The following is an 11,868-nucleotide window of genomic DNA, read 5'->3' as shown; positions in this document are numbered from 1 at the left end:
GCGCGCCGTCCGGGCCGTTCCGGGGGTAGCGTGCTGGGCATGGACCTCCGCACCACTGTTGAGCGCGCCAGGCGCCTCAAGCACCTGCACGGCGCGTACCAGCCGCTCGTACTGCCGACCGTGTGGGACGTCTGGTCCGCGCGTACGGCGGTCGGGGCCGGATTCGCGGCGCTGACGGTCGGCAGTCATCCGCTCGCCGAGTCCCGGGGGGCCGAGGACCACGAGGGGCAGACCTTCGGGGAGGTGCTCGCCGCCGTCGGGCCGATCATCGCGGCGGTCGACGTTCCCGTGTCCGTGGACCTGGAGGCCGGGTACGGGCAGACGCCCGCGGACCTCGTCGCCGGACTCCTCGAGGTCGGCGGCGTCGGCCTCAACGTCGAGGACACCGTCCACTCGGACGGTGGGCGGCTGCGCGGCGCGCAGGAACACGCGCGCTACGTCGCCGGCCTGCGCGCGGCGGCCGACGACGCCGGGGTCCCCCTCTGGATCAACGGGCGCACGGACGTCTTCCTGCACGCGGACGATCCCTCCGCCGTGCTGGACGAGGCGGTCGAGCGGCTGCGGTCCCTGGAGGAGGCCGGAGCCGACAGCGTCTACCCGGTGGGCATCCAGGACGACGACGACCTGCTCAGGGCCGTGATCGCCGCCGTCGGCATTCCGGTGAACTCCACGGCCCACCCCGTCAAGCACGACCTCGAACGCTTCCGTCGCCTCGGCGTCGGCCGGATCACCTACGGCCCGCTGCTGCAACTCGCGATGACGGACGCGATGAAGGCCGCGCTCGGGCCCTGGGCGCCGTAGCCGACCGACCCCGCACGAGGAGCAGGGCCCGCAGACCGGGTGTTCGCGGCCGGGGAGCGGGCATGCGCGCACGGAGCCCGTACGAGACATCCTCGGCCGAAGGACCCTCCGTGTTGTTCCTGGCATTGCTCATACCGCCCCTGTTGATGTGCGCCCTCCTCGGGCTCGGACGCTACGAGGAGTACGTGCTGGGCCCGGTGAGAGGTGCCCCGGAGCCGGCCCGGGCGCGACACCTGCGCGTCGTTCCGGAACCGGTGACGGCAGACTCCCGGGCCGGAGCCCCGCGCCCGGCGGCGCCGCGGGGCAAGCACGGGCGCCACGCGGCCTGACATGTGGCCGATCGGCGATGGGCCACATCATGGCTTAAACGTTTCATCTCCGACGTCGATGCCTAAAACGGGACATCGTGGCGCCAAATCCAGCCGTGCGCAGCCGAGTTGATTGCATGGCGCACCCATTGCACAGGAGTCTTGATGTGCACCCGCGAAGACTTCGCGGGTGCGTCGGTCACTCGTTTTCCGTGCAAGGAGAGTGCGTGCGCATGAATGCGAAGAGGTTCCTCCGGTCGGCCGCCGTGGCATTCGCCGCGGCAGCGTCGTTCACCCTGACCATCCCCGGCAACGCCTACGCCATCAACCACGTCGAGTGCCGGGGCGGCGAGAACTTCCTGAAGATCTGGTCCCACAGCGGCGGCTCCAACAGCGTGGACTGCTACGCGAACGCGGGCCGGACCGACTTCGGGGGCTGGTGGGTGGACAAGATCTCCACCGGTAACAACGACCTCATCTACTACGACGCCAACGGCGACTCCGTGCGGATCGACCGCTGGACCGAGATCACCTTCCCGAACCGCCCGCCCAAGGTCAACTCCATCGAGATCCTCTGACGCCTGAGCTCCCGAGCTCCTGAGGCTCTGAGACGCGGAGGCCCTGAGGCCTCATCGGGATTCCCCCGCAGGTCCGGGTGCCGCCCCCCGGCCCTTGCTCCGCGGCCTGCGGGGGAGTCCCGCTCGGGTCGGTGCTCCCGTGTGTCGTCGCAGTTGCTCACGATCGGAATCCGGGCGAAGACACGGCCGGACGGAGGAGGCGCGGCGAGGACCGATGAGTTCTCGCGCGCCCTCCGGTCTACCTTTCGAGCGGGACGACCAGGACGACGAGTACCCAAGGAGCAGGCCATGGGCCGCATCGACATCGAGCTCTTCACCACCCTCGACCTCGTCGGGCAGGCGCCCGGAGGCCCGGACGAGGACCCGGCCGGTTTCCCCTTCGGCGGCTGGCAGGTGCCGCTGCTGGACGAGGACGCCGGTGCGCAGGTCGACGCCGCCTACGAGGGCACGGACGCGCTGCTGCTCGGTCGGCGGACGTACGACATCTTCGCGGCCTACTGGCCGCACCAGGAGGGCGGACAGGACGACGGGTTCGCCACCCTCTTCAACCGCGTCCCGAAGTACGTGGCGTCCCGGGGCGAGCCCGACCTCGCGTGGGCCGGATCCACGCTGCTCGGTCCGGACCTGGTCGGGGCGGTGCGCGAGGTCCGCGAGCGGCACGAGCGCGTGAAGGTCGTCGGGAGCCTGGACCTCGTACAGACCCTGCTGCGCGAGAAGCTCTTCGACCGCCTCGACCTCTGGGTGCACCCCATCGTGCTCGGCGTCGGGAAGAAGGTGTTCGACGGCGGCGCGGTGCCCACCAACCTCACTCTCCTCACACCGCCGCAGACCAGCCCGAAGGGCACGGTCCACCTGTGCTACGGGCTCGCCGACGGTACGCCGGGTACGGGCGACATGAGCGCACCCGACCGTGGCGCCGCCCGCTCGTGAAGCGCGCGGCGGTCGTGCGCGTGACGCATCGGGCCCCTCGCCCTCGGCGTTCGGAACGCGATGGCGTGGACGACCGTACCGGTCACGCCCGGCGGTCGGCGGCCGGCTCCGGGGCGAGGGCCAGGAAGTCGTCGTGGGTGCGGACCCGGAGCCCGGGCCGGTCCTCGGCCAGGGCGGCGATCATCGCCGCGGCGAGTCGGCCCGCGGGCACCGGCCGGTACGGGCGGGCGGGCCCCGCCAACAGGGGGGCCAGCACGGTCGCGGCGCCGCTGCCGAGCCCCTCGCCCCGGCGGTGCGCGGGGCGGCGCCCGAGGATGAAGGAGGGCCGGAAGAACTCGGTCTGCGGGTACCCCAGTGCCGTCACCTCCGCTTCCATGTCCCCCTTGACCCGCAGGTAGAAGGTCCGGGAGCCGGAGCTCGCGCCGACCGAGGAGACCACCGCGATCCGCTCGGCACCCGCCTCCCGGGCCAGCCCGGCCACCCGCACGGTGTGGTGCTGGTCCACCTCGCGGAAGGCCGCTTGCGAGCCCGCCTGCCGGATGGTGGTCCCCAGCGCGCCGTACACGTCGGCCCCACCGGGCCCGAGGGCCAGATCGTCGGCCCCGAGTTCGGCGAAGTCCACCACCCGGGTGTCCAGCCGGGGGTGTTGGAGGGCGAGCGGGCGCCGGGCGAGCACGGTGACGCGCGTGTACAGCGGATCGTGCAGCAGCCGTGCCAGCAGCTGTCCGCCGACCAGTCCGGTGGCTCCGACCAGGAGGGCGCTACGGGTCACGGGAGGTCCTTTCCGCTGCCGGCGGCCGGCCCGCCGGTGTCTGCGCAGGATGCCACACGGCACCGCCCTCGCCGCCGAACGTCGCCCGCCGCCGGAAACGGATTCGCCCCCTTCGCCGCTCCTCGGCCCGCTGACCACCCGTTGGTCACGGGCCGGTGGGGAAACCGCGCACGGGCGGCAACTGGTCCGTCGAAGAAGTGATTTGGTGGAGGAAGCGATGCCGATTCGATAGTGCAGAACCCTGTGAGGGCGACGTACATGTGGTGTAGACCTTACGCCCAGTGCGGAGCGGAGAAGGGTGAGGCATGAGGGTGAAGCGTCGTTGGCTGCGGGCGTCCGCGACCAGTTCCTTGGCGATGGTGCTGCTGGCCGGCTGCGGAATGATGTCCGACCCCGGGGCGGCCGAGGTGGTGCTCCGCGTCGTGGCCGCCGACTACGGCGACGGCCCGGCCAACTCCTCCGAGCCGTACTGGAAGGAGCTGGCCTCCGGCTTCGAGAAGGCGCACGCCAACGTGCGGGTGGAGGTGACCGTCCTGTCCTGGAACGACGTGGACGCCAAGGTCGCCGAGATGGTCGCGGCGGGCCACCCGCCCGACATCGCGCAGATCGGCGCCTACGCCGACTACGCGGCCGCCGGGAAGCTGTACGTGGCCGACGATCTCCTCTCGCTGCGCACGGAATCCGATCTGCTCGCGCCGCTCGCGGAAGCGGGCAGGGTCCGGGGGGACCAGTACGGTCTGCCGTTCGTGGCCTCGACCCGGCTGATGTTCTACAACACGAAGCTCTTGGAGAGCGCGGGCGTCACCGCCAAGGGCGCGCCGTGGCAGCCCCGGAGCTGGGCGGACCTCACGGCGGCGGCGCGGAAGCTCAAGAGCGACGGGGTGCGCACCCCGATCGCGTTGCCCCTGGGGCCGGAGGAGGCGCAGGCCGAGTCGATGCAGTGGATGCTCGCCGGCGGCGGCGGCATCACGAACGACTCAGGGAACTACGTCATCGACTCGACCGCGAACGTGAAGACCTTCGAGTTCCTGCGGGACGACCTGGTGGGCGCCGGACTGACCGGCCCGGACGAACCGGGAAAGCTCGACCGCCAGAAGGCCTTCGACGCCTTCACCCGCGGGGAGGTCGGGATCCTCAACGGTCACCCCACCCTGGTGAAGCAGGCCGCCGCGAAGGGAGTCAAGTTGGGGATGGTCGCGCTGCCCACGGCGAACGGCTCGGAGCCGCAGGCGATGGGCGTCGCGGACTGGCTGATGGCCTTCAAGAACGGGCACCCGCGGGAAGCCGGGAAGTTCCTCGACTACCTGTACGAGGAGAAGAACGTCACCGCTTTCACCTCCAAGTACGGACTGCTGCCGGTGACGACGAGCGGCTACCAGCGGATGCTCGACTCCGACGATCCCGGCACCGCACCGCTCAAGGTGTTCCTGAACGCCCTGCCGTCCTCGCGGCTGTACCCGGTGGGCAAGAAGTCCTGGGCCGGGGTGAACGCCGACATGAAGAAGAAGATCGGCACGGCCGTGCAGCCGGGCGCGCGACCGGCGAAGGTGCTGGAAGAGATAGCCGAGGACGCCCGGAAGGCGGGCGACTAGCCGCGGGGTCCGGGGTGAGGTGTGCCACGTGGTCGGATCGCCGGTCGGTGCGCGGGTGGCCCTGGTCGACTCGAAATGGTAGGGCGGGGTCGGGCCGTGAGCGTGCGTCAAGAAGCGCAGGTCACGGGAGGGTAACGGGGTGCGGCGGCGAATGCCGCGGCGGTGGCGGGGCGTCGTGTGGAGCCGTTTCGGCTGCACGTTGTCTCAGTTGTGGCGCATTCCATACGATTTGAGCGAGTCTCGACGTCGCTGGTAGAGCTGGCCGCATGATCACAACGATTCGAAAGCCCCGCCATGCCAAGCCCCGTTCCCGCACCTCCTCGACGCGCGTCGGTGTCCTCGGGGGTGTCCTCGGCACCCTCGCGTTGGCCGCCACGGCCACTCCGGCCTCGGCCCACCAGGCGGATTCGGGCCCGACGGGCGCGAGCGGGCAGATACCGTCCTCCCGGCCCGACGGCGCTGCCGCCTCCGGGGACTCCGACAGCTCCGACGGCTCGGGATCGGAGAGCGTGACGGGAGCCGCCGCGAAGGTCGTGGCCTTCGCGCGGGCCCAGGTCGGCAAGGCGTACGTGATGGGCGGGACGGGACCGAACGCCTACGACTGCTCCGGCCTGACCCAGGCCGCCTACCGTCAGGCGGGCGTCGACCTCCCGCGCGTCTCCCAGGACCAGTCCGCGAGCGGCCGGGACGTCGCCCTGTCGGACCTGCGGCCGGGCGACCTCCTCTACTGGGGCGCCAAGGGCGCCGCCACCCACGTGGCCGTCTACCTAGGGAACGGCACCTACGTCGGCGCCCAGAACTCCCGCGTCGGTGTCGTCGAGCGCAGCCTCGACTGGTCCAGCCCCTCGGGCGCCGTCCGCGTTCTCTGACGCCCCGCGACGACCGGGGCCGGGAACCGACCGGTCCGGCAGCCGAGCGGCCCGGCGGATCGGTCAGCGTGCGCCGGGCGGGCGTCCGGTGAAGAAGTCGATCAGGTCCCGTGGCGTGGGGTCGTGCGGGACCACGGCGGCGGCCCGCGCGCTGCGGGGGAACAGCGCCCGCTCGTACGCGGTGAGGGCGGCCTCCGGGTCGTCGGGGTGTGCGGCAAGGGCCCGGCCGAGCTCGGCGCCGTCCTGCATGGCCAGGTTGGCGCCTTCGCCGTCCGGGGCCGAGAGGTGGGCGGCGTCGCCGAGCAGGGTCACTCCCGGTACCCGGTCCCAGCGGTGCCCGATCGGCAGGGCGTGCAGCGGGCGCAGGACCGGTGCGGTCCCGGCCGCGGTGATCAGGGGGGTGAGCTCCGGTGCCCAGCCCTCGAACTCCCGCGCGATCCGCGCGGCTGCCCCGGCGGCATCGGTGAAGTCGATGGTGGTGAACCAGTCCAGGGGCTTGGCCAGCGTGAGATGGGTGCGGAGGGTCCCGCCCTTCTCCCGGTGAGCCACGAACCACTTCCCCTGTTGGTCCCGGTCGAGCGCGCAGAGCGTTCCGCCGCCGACCGCCTTCGCGGTGGCCGGGTGGCGGGTGTCGGCGTCGTACAGCCGCGTCTCCACGAAGGAGCGGCCGATGTACGCGGGCGTGGCGTCGGAGAGCAGCGGTCGGACGCGCGACCAGGCACCGTCCGCGCCGACCAGCAGGTCCGTGACGGTGACGGAGCCGTCCGCGAAGGCCACCTCGTGGCGCCCCTCGCCGAGGCGGCGGACGCCGGTCGCCTTGTGGCCCCACCGGACGGTTTCGGCGGGGAGCGCGTCGAGCAGGATCTGCCGCAGCTCGCCGCGCTGCACCTCGGGGCTCCCGCCCGCGCCGTCGTCGATCTTGTGGAACAGGACGGTCCCGTCCCGGTCCAGGAGCCGTGTCTCCTGGCGGCCCTCCAGGACCACGCCGCGGAACTCGTCCATCAGGTCGGCCGCGGCGAGTGCGCGTTGGCCGTTGTGTTCGTGGATGTCGAGCATCCCGCCCTGCGCACGCGCCGCGGGGGAGGGGTCCGCCTCGTGGACGGCGACCGGGATGCCGTGGAGGCTCAGGACGCGGGCCAGTACGAGGCCGCCGAGCCCTGCGCCGATGATCGTGACCGAAGTCCGCCCGGATGCCGTGGGTTTCAGGGTGTGCATGGGTCTCCTCTGCCGCCGCGCACCTGCCGGGGGTGCCCCGGCGGGTGCGCGGCAGGAACTCTGGAAGGGTGGATCGCGCGTTCCCCGTCGCCGAACCGCGAGGGGAATCGGCTCAGATGGACATGACGCGCCGTCCCCGGGTGTGGCCCGCCCGGCTGTCGATGTGTGCGGCCGCGGCTTCGGCGAGCGGGTAGGACTTCTCCACGGGGATGCGGAGCTTCCCCCTGGAGATGAGGTCGACGGCCTCGGTGAGCGCGTCCTGCACGCTGCCCGCCGCTGCGGAGAAGCGGGCGCCCAGCCGCGGTGCGTCGAGGTCGGCGGTGGAGATCACCTTGCGCGGGTCGCCGGTCAGCTCCACGAGTTCGCGGATCACGCCCGAGCCGGCCAGGTCGAGCGCCGCGTCGACGGTGCCGAGCCGCCGCACCCGATCGACCCAGCCGTCGCCGTACGTCGTGGCCAGCGCGCCCAGGCTCCGCAGGTAGTCCTGGTTCGCGGCGCCGCCCGTGCCGATCACCTTGACGCCGCGCTCGCGTGCGATCTGCAGCACCGCCGATCCGACGCCCCCGGACGCGCCGCTCACCAGCAGCGTCTGGCCCGGGCGCACACCCGTCTCGGCGATGACGCGCAGGGCGGTCTCCACCACGGACGGATATCCCGCCGCCTCCTCGAACGTGAGGTCGTCGGGCATCCGGGCCCAGACCCCGAGAACGGCGAACTCGGCGTAGGTGCTCGCCCCTTCGCCGAAGACGCGGTCGCCGATCTCGACGCCTTCGACCCCCTCGCCGATCTCGTCCACCACCCCCGCCGCGTCCAGGCCGACGCCGGAGGGCAGTCGCACCGGACGTGGACCCAGGACCTGGCCCTCGCGGAGCCTCCAGTCGACGGGGTTCACGCCCGCCGCGCGCACGGCGATGCGTATGCGGCCGGGGCCCGCGTGGGGCTCCTCGGCCTCTATGAGGTGCAGGACGTCGGGACCGCCGAACTCGGCGAAGCTCACCTTCTTCATGCCGACCACCGTAGCACTAACGGTTAGCATTTAGGGATCGTTATGAATATGCCCCTGTTAGCATCAGGCCATGACCGTGCCGACCGGACGCCGTGAACGCAAGAAGGCCGCGACCCGCCAGAAGATCGCCGACACCGCCCTACGGCTCTTCCTGGAGCGCGGGTACGACGCGGTGGGCATCCGTGACGTGGCCGCCGAGGCCGACGTCGCCGTGACCACGCTCTTCTACCATTTCGCCTCGAAAGAGGCGTTGGTCTTCGAGCAGGACGAGGACTTCGAGCAGCGCCTCACGCGCGCGGTCACGGACAGGGCCCCCGCGGAACCGCTGATGCCGGCCCTGCGCCACGAGATCCGCGGCATGGTGCGGCACTGCACGGCGGACGGCGCGGCCCCGATCTACCGCATGATCGACGAGTCGCGCGCCCTGCGCGAGTACGAGGACTCGATGCGCCTGCGGCACGCGGAAGCCCTGGCCGGGGCCATGGCCGCGGACCCCGCACTGGCAGCGACTCCCACGGCCTGTCGGGCCATCGCGCGCTTCGTGATCGACGCCTACGCGCTGGGCCGCGAGGCGGCCGATCCGGACGCCGCGGTGGACGAGATCTTCGAGATGATCGAAGCGGCCTGGGAGGCCACCCGCTCCTCCGGGCGCGCGTGAGGCGCGACGGCTCCGAGGAGGTACGCCGCGAGCCCGCCCGGCTTCGGGGACGCCCCCGGCGGACCGCCGCTGGTGGTCGTCAGCGCCGTGGTCCGTCGCCCCGGTCGTCGGTGCACGCGATGCACTCCACGTCCAGGTGGTCGGCGAGCTGGTTCATGGCGCCCGCCGCCTCGTCGACGGTTCTGGAGCGGCCCTGCGCGTCCTCGGCTCCGGCCGGGGCCAACAGGTCATCGGCCATGGTGCGCAGGAGGGCCGTCACCTGGGCGGCCGGGATCAGCAGTTGCCCGTCGGTCGCCGGGATCAGCGAGATCGCCACCGAGATCATGACGGCGCTCCCTCGTCGCCCGGCCCCGTGGCCGGCGCCGGGCCGCGGCCCGTACGGTCGAAGGGCCGGGCAGCCGTTCCCGCGGAATCGGCGAAGAGGTGCTCCATGGCCTGGCGCACCTCGTCGAAGTGGCGCCACGGCCTGCCGGTGGCGCTGCGGTGGATCCGGTCCGGATCGGTGTCGTTCATGGTGCCTCCGTGCCCACGTCTACCCCGCGACGGTCGACCTACCCGCCGGGGGCGAGCACGCGGCGCGGCGGGCGGTCCTGACGGTGGGACCCGGTCGTCCCGCCCCGGGTGAGGCGGCGACTGTGCGTGCATGTTCAGAGGGTGACCGGGCATGCGGTGCCTTGGAGGTTGATACTCATGGTTCCCCTGCTTCTCGTTCTCCTGTTGGTACTGATCCTCTTCGGTGCGGGTTTCGCGCTGAAGATTCTCTGGTGGGTCGCGATCGCGGTCCTCGTACTGTGGCTGGTCGGGTTCGTGGCCCGTCCGAAGGGCGGTAGCGGCCGCTGGTACCGCTGGTAGCCGCCCGCCGTTCGTACGGCTCGTGAACGTCATGGCTGTGTGTGGCCTGCCCCCTGCTCCACCGGGGTGGCGGGCCACAGCCATGACGTGCTGTCCGGACACCGTTTCAGACGGGGCGGAGCGCGCTGTGGCCCCGGTCCCAGGCCGTGCGGATGTGGGTGGCCAGGCGGTCCTCCAGCAGCAGGGTCGCCGCGCAGCCGAAGGCGATGTCGGGCTCCAGAGCGGGTTCGTCGGCGAGGAGTCCCCCGATGACCTCGTGGCGCACGACCTGCTCGTGGACGGCGTCCGCCTCGACGTGCTCGGCGTAGAAGCGGACGGCTGCCGGACCGGCGCCGCACCGGCGCATGGCGGCGGCCAGGCGGCGCGAGCCGGGGGAGGAGGTCACCTCGACGCACGCGAAGTGACCGATCAGGGCGCCGCGCAGGGCCCGGTGCAGGCCGAGGAAAGACATCAGGTTCACGGTCGCCAGCGCGGGCGCGGGGGCCCGGTCCAGGTAGTGACCGTACGCCGGTTCCAGGCCCAGGTCGGCCATGAGGTCGGCGAAGAGCCGTGCGTGGATGCGTTCGGGGCGGCCCGCTCCGAACTCGTCGTACTCGATGGCGACCATCGCGGCCTTGGCACGGCCGGTCAGCCGGGGGATCACCCAGACGTGCGGGTCCGCCTCCTTGAGGTGGTAGAGGGAGCGCAGGGCCGCGTACTCGCGCAGCTGCCACAACTCGCCCTCGACGCGCAGGCGCTGGCTGAGGCTGTCGCTCAGGTCGACGGGTTCGACGAGCAAGGGGGCGAACGCCGCCGCCACGGACCGCGGCGCGTCCGCCGTACCCGCCTTGAGGGCGTGCAGGAAGCGGTCCTCCAGGGCGCGACGCATGCGCAGCAGCCCGGGATCCCATTCGAGAGCCTCGTCGACCTGCGCGAACCCGCGGTAGTGCAGCTCGTACAGCAGGTAGAGGGCGAGTTGGAGGTCCTCCCCCCACGGATCGGCCCTTAGGGCGGAGCCGGGGGCCCACGCGGGGGGTCGCCCGGTGCGCAGGGCGCGCACCACCGCCGAGGAGAGCTCGCCGCGGCCCCGCACGAGTGCGGGCGCGGACGCCGACCCGGTGACGGGGTCGGCTCCGGAGGGTGGCGTCATGACGCGCTCCTGCCGTCGGGGGTGCCTTCGGGCGAGGGGGACCTCTGCTCGCGGGCCCGGTGGCTGGTGTCGCACCACGGGTAGTCACGGCTGCGACGGCACGTGCACACGGCGACCATGAACCGGTCCGAGCGGGCCGTCGTGCCGTCCTCCCGCACGATCTCGACCGGCCCCTCCACGAGTACGGGGCCCGAGGGTTCCACGCGGACCCGCCGGGCCCGCGGGCACTCGGCGGCGGCGTCCTGTGCGGGTGCGGCGCGTGCCCGCGGACCGGGCGGGTCCTGAGGAGCAGAAGTGATCATGTCGAGCGTCTACCCGTGATCGCGCCGCGCACGCGCGGTCGGGGACCGGCCCCCGGCGGCCTCACCGCGTCAGGAGGAGGCCGGGTAGGGGGCGGCCTTGAGGCGGCGGGCGAGGTGCGCGGTGTTCGCGGCCAGGGTCGACGTGGTGGCCGCGGTCTTCTCGGGCGTCTTGTCGAGGTCCTGGTAGTCGGTGCCCTGCATGGCCTCGCCGACCCAGTACGTGACCGCGTTCGGTGCGAGGGAGAAGCCCACGTCGTTCAGGCCCTGGAAGAGATCGGCGCACACCTTGTGCGCGCCGTCCTCGTTGCCGACGACGCAGACCGCCGCGACCTTGCCGTAGGTGAGCATGCGGCCTTCGTCGTCGCTCTCGCCGATTTCGGCGTCCAGGCGTTCCAGCACGCGCTGGGCCACGCTGGAGGGGTGCCCGAGCCAGATCGGCGTGGACAGGACCAGGATGTCGCAGCCCAGGACCGTGTCCCGGATCTCGGGCCAGGCGTCCCCCTCGCCCATGTCCACCTGGACGCCCGCCTTGACGTCGTGATCGGCGACCCGGATGACCTTTCCCGTGACGCCGTGCTCGGCGAGGGCGGCCATGGTCTGTTCGGCCAGCAGCTGGGAACTGGACGGGGACGGCGAGGGCGACAGGGTGCAGACGAGTGCGACGGCGCGCAGCGGAGTGGTCTCTGTGGTGTCCATGGTCCGCAGCTGCCCGCACTCCCCTCCGGTATGCGCGCACGGCGGGCGGGCGGGATCCGCCCCGAGGACGCCGACCCGTACGGCCGCCCCGTCACCCGTCACCCGATACCGGTACGGTCCGCCGGGTGTGGCCGGGGACGGCGCGGGCAGGAGCCAGGCG

General features: G+C 72.3%; 15 protein-coding genes. 7 read left to right on the top strand and 8 right to left on the bottom strand.

What is annotated here, in order from left to right:
- Nucleotides 1-39: 39 nt before the first annotated feature.
- From ACFWAR_RS04935 to ACFWAR_RS04925, 3 genes are all read left to right on the top strand, one after another.
- Nucleotides 40-801: an isocitrate lyase/phosphoenolpyruvate mutase family protein gene (locus ACFWAR_RS04935; RefSeq protein ID WP_385773123.1), complete on the top strand. Its 762-nt coding sequence runs from the start codon at nt 40-42 to the stop codon at nt 799-801.
- 541 nt (nt 802-1,342) lie between these two features.
- Nucleotides 1,343-1,687, top strand: a complete 345-nt coding sequence (locus tag ACFWAR_RS04930; protein ID WP_385773121.1) for a beta/gamma crystallin domain-containing protein — start codon at nt 1,343-1,345, stop codon at nt 1,685-1,687.
- A 288-nt stretch (nt 1,688-1,975) separates the two neighbouring features.
- Entirely contained in the window at nt 1,976-2,617 is a 642-nt protein-coding gene (locus tag ACFWAR_RS04925) for a dihydrofolate reductase family protein (protein ID WP_385773119.1), read from the top strand.
- A gap of 82 nt (nt 2,618-2,699) precedes the next feature.
- On the opposite strand, the gene ACFWAR_RS04920 is transcribed toward ACFWAR_RS04925, so the two are convergent.
- Nucleotides 2,700-3,389 carry an NAD(P)H-binding protein gene (locus tag ACFWAR_RS04920; RefSeq protein WP_385773117.1) on the bottom strand — a complete coding sequence of 230 codons (690 nt, stop codon included), beginning with the start codon at nt 3,387-3,389 and terminating at the stop codon, nt 2,700-2,702.
- A gap of 305 nt (nt 3,390-3,694) precedes the next feature.
- On the opposite strand from ACFWAR_RS04920, the gene ACFWAR_RS04915 reads away from it, so the two are divergent.
- Both ACFWAR_RS04915 and ACFWAR_RS04910 read left to right on the top strand, forming a co-directional pair.
- The gene (locus ACFWAR_RS04915; protein ID WP_385773115.1) at nt 3,695-4,981 is read left to right on the top strand and encodes an ABC transporter substrate-binding protein; all 1,287 of its coding nucleotides are present in this window, start codon (nt 3,695-3,697) and stop codon (nt 4,979-4,981) included.
- Between the two features lie 266 nt (nt 4,982-5,247).
- On the top strand, nt 5,248-5,850 hold the full coding sequence (locus ACFWAR_RS04910; RefSeq protein ID WP_385773113.1) for a C40 family peptidase: 603 nt from the start codon (nt 5,248-5,250) through the stop codon (nt 5,848-5,850).
- A gap of 63 nt (nt 5,851-5,913) precedes the next feature.
- Here ACFWAR_RS04910 and ACFWAR_RS04905 read toward each other — a convergent pair whose 3' ends face one another.
- Both ACFWAR_RS04905 and ACFWAR_RS04900 read right to left on the bottom strand, forming a co-directional pair.
- Entirely contained in the window at nt 5,914-7,065 is a 1,152-nt protein-coding gene (locus tag ACFWAR_RS04905; protein ID WP_385773111.1) for an FAD-dependent oxidoreductase, read from the bottom strand.
- Nucleotides 7,066-7,177: 112 nt separating this feature from the next.
- A complete protein-coding gene (locus tag ACFWAR_RS04900; RefSeq protein WP_385773109.1) occupies nt 7,178-8,071 on the bottom strand; it encodes an NADP-dependent oxidoreductase in 894 nt (297 codons plus the stop codon).
- 70 nt (nt 8,072-8,141) lie between these two features.
- Between ACFWAR_RS04900 and ACFWAR_RS04895 the strand changes: the two genes are divergently transcribed.
- Nucleotides 8,142-8,729 carry a TetR/AcrR family transcriptional regulator gene (locus tag ACFWAR_RS04895; RefSeq protein ID WP_385773107.1) on the top strand — a complete coding sequence of 196 codons (588 nt, stop codon included), beginning with the start codon at nt 8,142-8,144 and terminating at the stop codon, nt 8,727-8,729.
- A 79-nt stretch (nt 8,730-8,808) separates the two neighbouring features.
- On the opposite strand, the gene ACFWAR_RS04890 is transcribed toward ACFWAR_RS04895, so the two are convergent.
- Nucleotides 8,809-9,054, bottom strand: a complete 246-nt coding sequence (locus ACFWAR_RS04890) for a hypothetical protein (RefSeq protein ID WP_385773105.1) — start codon at nt 9,052-9,054, stop codon at nt 8,809-8,811.
- The gene (locus ACFWAR_RS04885; protein WP_385773103.1) at nt 9,051-9,242 is read right to left on the bottom strand and encodes a hypothetical protein; all 192 of its coding nucleotides are present in this window, start codon (nt 9,240-9,242) and stop codon (nt 9,051-9,053) included. Before ACFWAR_RS04885 ends, ACFWAR_RS04890 begins: the two co-directional genes overlap by 4 nt.
- A gap of 177 nt (nt 9,243-9,419) precedes the next feature.
- Here ACFWAR_RS04885 and ACFWAR_RS04880 point away from each other — a divergent pair, with 177 nt between their 5' ends.
- Nucleotides 9,420-9,581, top strand: a complete 162-nt coding sequence (locus ACFWAR_RS04880) for a hydrophobic protein (RefSeq protein ID WP_385773101.1) — start codon at nt 9,420-9,422, stop codon at nt 9,579-9,581.
- A gap of 106 nt (nt 9,582-9,687) precedes the next feature.
- Here the strand turns inward: ACFWAR_RS04880 and ACFWAR_RS04875 are convergent, their stop codons facing one another.
- From ACFWAR_RS04875 to ACFWAR_RS04865, 3 genes are all read right to left on the bottom strand, one after another.
- Complete coding sequence (locus ACFWAR_RS04875) at nt 9,688-10,710, bottom strand: iron-containing redox enzyme family protein (protein WP_385773099.1); 1,023 nt, start codon at nt 10,708-10,710, stop codon at nt 9,688-9,690.
- A complete protein-coding gene (locus ACFWAR_RS04870) occupies nt 10,707-11,012 on the bottom strand; it encodes a CDGSH iron-sulfur domain-containing protein (protein WP_385773097.1) in 306 nt (101 codons plus the stop codon). The genes ACFWAR_RS04875 and ACFWAR_RS04870 overlap by 4 nt, the downstream gene beginning before the upstream one ends.
- A 69-nt stretch (nt 11,013-11,081) precedes the next feature.
- On the bottom strand, nt 11,082-11,708 hold the full coding sequence (locus ACFWAR_RS04865; protein WP_385773095.1) for a flavodoxin family protein: 627 nt from the start codon (nt 11,706-11,708) through the stop codon (nt 11,082-11,084).
- Between the last annotated feature and the right edge of the window lie 160 nt (nt 11,709-11,868).

It is taken from the genome of Streptomyces sp. NPDC059917 (genome assembly GCF_042730635.1).
Lineage (GTDB): Bacteria > Actinomycetota > Actinomycetes > Streptomycetales > Streptomycetaceae > Streptomyces.
The sequence above is the reverse complement of the archived record's forward strand: the minus strand, read 5'-3'. Positions and strand labels throughout refer to the sequence as shown.

Bases quoted from the DNA above. Each gene is read 5' to 3' on its own strand.
- ACFWAR_RS04935 (WP_385773123.1), top strand. From the start codon at position 40: ATGGACCTCCGCACCACTGTTGAGCGCGCCAGGCGCCTCAAGCACCTG.
- ACFWAR_RS04930 (WP_385773121.1), top strand. From the start codon at position 1,343: ATGAATGCGAAGAGGTTCCTCCGGTCGGCCGCCGTGGCATTCGCCGCG.
- ACFWAR_RS04925 (WP_385773119.1), top strand. From the start codon at position 1,976: ATGGGCCGCATCGACATCGAGCTCTTCACCACCCTCGACCTCGTCGGG.
- ACFWAR_RS04915 (WP_385773115.1), top strand. From the start codon at position 3,695: ATGAGGGTGAAGCGTCGTTGGCTGCGGGCGTCCGCGACCAGTTCCTTG.
- ACFWAR_RS04910 (WP_385773113.1), top strand. From the start codon at position 5,248: ATGATCACAACGATTCGAAAGCCCCGCCATGCCAAGCCCCGTTCCCGC.
- ACFWAR_RS04905 (WP_385773111.1), bottom strand. From the start codon at position 7,065: ATGCACACCCTGAAACCCACGGCATCCGGGCGGACTTCGGTCACGATC.
- ACFWAR_RS04900 (WP_385773109.1), bottom strand. From the start codon at position 8,071: ATGAAGAAGGTGAGCTTCGCCGAGTTCGGCGGTCCCGACGTCCTGCAC.
- ACFWAR_RS04895 (WP_385773107.1), top strand. From the start codon at position 8,142: ATGACCGTGCCGACCGGACGCCGTGAACGCAAGAAGGCCGCGACCCGC.
- ACFWAR_RS04890 (WP_385773105.1), bottom strand. From the start codon at position 9,054: ATGATCTCGGTGGCGATCTCGCTGATCCCGGCGACCGACGGGCAACTG.
- ACFWAR_RS04885 (WP_385773103.1), bottom strand. From the start codon at position 9,242: ATGAACGACACCGATCCGGACCGGATCCACCGCAGCGCCACCGGCAGG.
- ACFWAR_RS04880 (WP_385773101.1), top strand. From the start codon at position 9,420: ATGGTTCCCCTGCTTCTCGTTCTCCTGTTGGTACTGATCCTCTTCGGT.
- ACFWAR_RS04875 (WP_385773099.1), bottom strand. From the start codon at position 10,710: ATGACGCCACCCTCCGGAGCCGACCCCGTCACCGGGTCGGCGTCCGCG.
- ACFWAR_RS04870 (WP_385773097.1), bottom strand. From the start codon at position 11,012: ATGATCACTTCTGCTCCTCAGGACCCGCCCGGTCCGCGGGCACGCGCC.
- ACFWAR_RS04865 (WP_385773095.1), bottom strand. From the start codon at position 11,708: ATGGACACCACAGAGACCACTCCGCTGCGCGCCGTCGCACTCGTCTGC.